Source organism: Nocardiopsis salina YIM 90010, from assembly GCF_000341025.1.
Taxonomy (GTDB): domain Bacteria; phylum Actinomycetota; class Actinomycetes; order Streptosporangiales; family Streptosporangiaceae; genus Nocardiopsis; species Nocardiopsis salina.
Map to the genome: position 1 here is coordinate 1 of NZ_ANBF01000108.1, position 3,585 is coordinate 3,585.

Sequence of the window (3,585 nt, forward strand, 5' to 3'; positions counted from 1 at the left end):
CGGCGGCCGAAGTGGCGTGTCTCCAGGTACACATGGTCCGTGCCCTGATCGGCCATGACCCGGGCGATGGTGCGGGCCACGACGTCGCGCGGGGCCAGGTCGGCGAGCTCGTGCACCCCTTCCATGATCCGTCTGCCGTCTGAGTCGACGAGGTGGGCGCCCTCACCGCGCAGCGCTTCCGAGACCAGGGGTTGGCGGCCGCGAGCTTCTGGCCCCAGCCACAGAACGGTCGGGTGGAACTGGACGAACTCCAGGTCGCGCAGGCGTGCGCCGGCACGGGCTGCCAGAGCGAGACCGTCCCCGGTGGACACGGGCGGGTTCGTGGTGGACGCGAAGACCTGCCCCAGGCCGCCGCTGGCCAGTACCACCGCCGGGGCGTGGACCGCGCCCACACCGTCGCGTTCACCCTCGCCCATGACGTGCAGGGTCACACCGCCCACGGCTTCCGTCGCCGGGTCACGCAGGACGTCGAGAGCCACGGCGTGCTCGATCGTCTCGATGCGTTCCTCGGCCCGGACCGCCTCGACGAGCGCGCGCTGGATCTCGGCCCCGGTCGCGTCTCCCCCGGCGTGCGCGATGCGGTCGGCACGGTGGCCTCCCTCCCGGGTCAGGGCCAGGCCACCGGCGCTGGAGCGGTCGAACTCGGCTCCCAGGGCGATGAGCCGGCGCAGCGCTTCCGGGCCCTCGGTGGCGAGCACGTGCACGGCGAGCGGGTCGCACAGTCCGGCGCCGGCGAGGTGGGTGTCGACCATGTGCGCGACGGGGCGGTCGCCCGGGTCCATCGCGGCGGCGATCCCGCCCTGCGCATAGAACGTGGACCCGTGGGAGAGCAGCTCCTTGGTCACGAGCACCACCCGGGCACCCGGGCGGTGCCGTGTGTGGGCCAGGGCGGTACTGAGTCCGGCGATGCCCGACCCGACCACGACGGTGTCGGCACCGACGGACCACCCGGGGGCGGGGGCGTCGAGCCGGGTGGAACGGGGCGGCGTCGGTGCGCTCATCTGTCTCTCTCGGGAAGGGGGCTGGAGGTGCGCTCAGAGCGGCACCACGGTGTTGTCGATGAGTCTGGTCGTGCCCACGCGGGCGGCCACGGCAAGGACCGCGGAACCGGTGTGGTCGGCGGAGGCCTCCTCGAAGGTGGCCGTGTCGACCAGAGCGAGGTAGTCGAGTCGGACCGGCGGGGTCTCGGCGGCAGCATCGTCCAGGACCTTGCGGGCGGCCGTGCGTACTGCGTCGGCTCCCCCGGGTGCGGCCTCGCGGCCGGCCTCCAACGCACGCGCGAGGGACAGGGCGCTCGCGCGTTCCGCCTGCGACAGGTAGTCGTTGCGGCTGGAGGAGGCCAGGCCGTCGGCGTCGCGTTGCAGGGGTGCCCCGACGATCTCCACCGGGAGGTCGAGGTCGGAGACCATGCGCCGCACGAGGGCGATCTGCTGGGCGTCCTTCTCACCGAAGACGGCGAGGTCGGGACGTACGAGGTGGAAGAGCTTGGCCACGACGGTCAGAACCCCGGTGAAGTGGCCGGGGCGGAAGGCGCCCTCGAGGCGTGCGCCCATGGTTCCGGCGTCGACCGTGATCATCTGCGGGACCGGGTACATGGTCGCCGTGTCGGGGGCGAAGACCACGTCGGCGTGCTCCTCGGCCAGTACCCGGACGTCGGCTTCCAGGTCCCGGGGGTATCGCTCGTAGTCCTCGCCGGGGCCGAACTGGAGCGGGTTGACGAACACGCTCACGACCACGGTGTCGGCCTGTTCGCGGGCCAGGCGCACGAGACTGCGGTGCCCGCCGTGCAGGGCACCCATGGTGGGGACGAGGCCGACGCGGCCCGCGCCGGCGAGGGCGGAGCGCAGTTCCCCCGGGGTACGGACGACGACGGGGCCGTGCGGGGCGGATGCAGTCATGGGCGCTCCCTCGGTAGTGCCCGGGGCCGGAGCCGGTCCGGGCCCGGGGCGGTGGTCGGTGTGGTCAGCGGCGCAGCACGTCGAGGAGGCGTTCGGCGTCCTCGGGTTTGAGCATGCCCGCGGTGATGGCACGGTCGGCGGTGAGACGTGCGAGCTCGACGTAGCTGGCGACGCTCTCGGGAGCGTTCTCCCGGAGCTGCTCGATGTGCCCGGCCACGGTGCCGGAGTCACCGCGCAGGACCGGTCCGCTGAGGCCGTGGATGCCCAGGCGCAGGGCGTTGTCGAGGGACGCGCTGAGCATGGGCGCGAGCAGGCGCCCGGGTTCGGGCACCCCCGCGCTCTCCAGGAGCCCGGCGCTCTCGGCGACCAGGGTGACCAAGTGGTTCGCACCGCCGGCCAGGGCCGCGTGGTACAGGGTTCGCTTGTCCTCGGCGATCCACACCGGTTCCGCCCCCATTTCGACGACGAGGGCCTCGGCGATGGGGCGGAGCTGATCGGGCGCGGTGACGCCGAACGCGCAGTCGGGGAGGCGTTCGATGTCCTCGTCGCGCCCGGTGAAGGTCATCGCAGGGTGCAGGGCCAGCGGCAGTGCACCGACGACGGTCGCGGGGGCAAGCACCCCGTACCCGTGGGCGCCGCTGGCGTGCACGAGGATGGTGCCCCGCAGGTCGGTGTCGGTGCCCGCGAGCCCCTCGGCCACGTCGGCGAGGGCGTCGTCGGGGACGGTGAGCAGGACGAGATCGCTGGCTGCGACGACCTCGGCGGGGTCCATGATGCGGGTACCCGGCAGCCGCTCCTCGACATACCCGCGGGAGCGTTCGGAGACCGCGGCGGCCGCAACGACCTCGTGCCCCGCGCGGCCGAGCGCCTGGGCGAGGACCGATCCGACCCGGCCGGGGCCGATGACCCCGACCCGCAGCCGTGCGGGACGCCCCTGCGTCGACTCCATCGTGCGTGCCCCCTCGGTGGTCAGGTGTGTCCGGCCCGTTCCCTCGGCCGTGACGCCTGAGCACACGATAGCGGCCCCGGGGACACGTGCGGGGGCGGGCACCTCGGCACCCGCCCCCTGTGTGTTCCTGCCGGAGCCGCCCGGTCAGTCCTGGATGATCACGCCCGTGTTGAAGCACGAGGACTGTGTCTGGCCGAGCACGGCGTTGCCGTTGCCACAGCCCTGGTTCTCGTTCTCCACCCCGTTGATGTAGGCGAGGTTGCCGCTCACGTCGGAGCCGTGGTGATGTGTCCAGGTCCCGGCGTGCGCGGCGGCCGGTGCGGCGAGGAGGACCCCGGCGGAGGCCAGGGCGACAACACCGGTGGCAAGCGTCTTCTTGAGCACTGCGCGTCTCCTTCTCGATCCGGTCGGGGGGACCGCCGGACCGTGTGTGTTTCCCGAGGGCACCTTCTGGGGGGCGCCGACCGGGAACCTACCGATCGAAAGCCCGGGGTAACCGGGCTGAGCTGGGGAGATAACGATCCATCCAGTGGACATGACGTTGTGTAGCGTCGGAGCGAGGCGCCGGTCGGGACGTAGGTGCATACGTCCGCCGATGTTCCGTTGCCCTGCGTGACGGGCGCGGACGGTTCTCGCAGGCCCCGAACGGGGGTTGCGGTCGGTCCGGGCCGGGGCGGTGACCGGGCCCTGACACGCACGAGGGGGGCCGCCCCTGGGAGGGACGGCACCCCGTGGCTG

The 3,585-nt window shown here is 72.9% G+C and carries 4 protein-coding genes; all 4 read right to left on the reverse strand.

The window, feature by feature from the left end:
- Positions 1–1,001: FAD-dependent oxidoreductase (locus D474_RS0111985; protein ID WP_017613807.1), on the reverse strand; the 1,001-nt coding region annotated here is incomplete at its 3' end.
- A 33-nt stretch (positions 1,002–1,034) separates the two neighbouring features.
- Entirely contained in the window at positions 1,035–1,898 is an 864-nt protein-coding gene (gene panC, locus D474_RS0111990; protein WP_017613808.1) for a pantoate--beta-alanine ligase, read from the reverse strand.
- 64 nt (positions 1,899–1,962) lie between these two features.
- Positions 1,963–2,847 (reverse strand): Rossmann-like and DUF2520 domain-containing protein, encoded by an 885-nt coding sequence (locus D474_RS0111995; protein ID WP_026118413.1) that lies wholly within the window; start codon positions 2,845–2,847, stop codon positions 1,963–1,965.
- 144 nt (positions 2,848–2,991) lie between these two features.
- On the reverse strand, positions 2,992–3,231 hold the full coding sequence (locus tag D474_RS0112000) for a hypothetical protein (RefSeq protein WP_017613810.1): 240 nt from the start codon (positions 3,229–3,231) through the stop codon (positions 2,992–2,994).
- Positions 3,232–3,585: the final 354 nt, after the last annotated feature.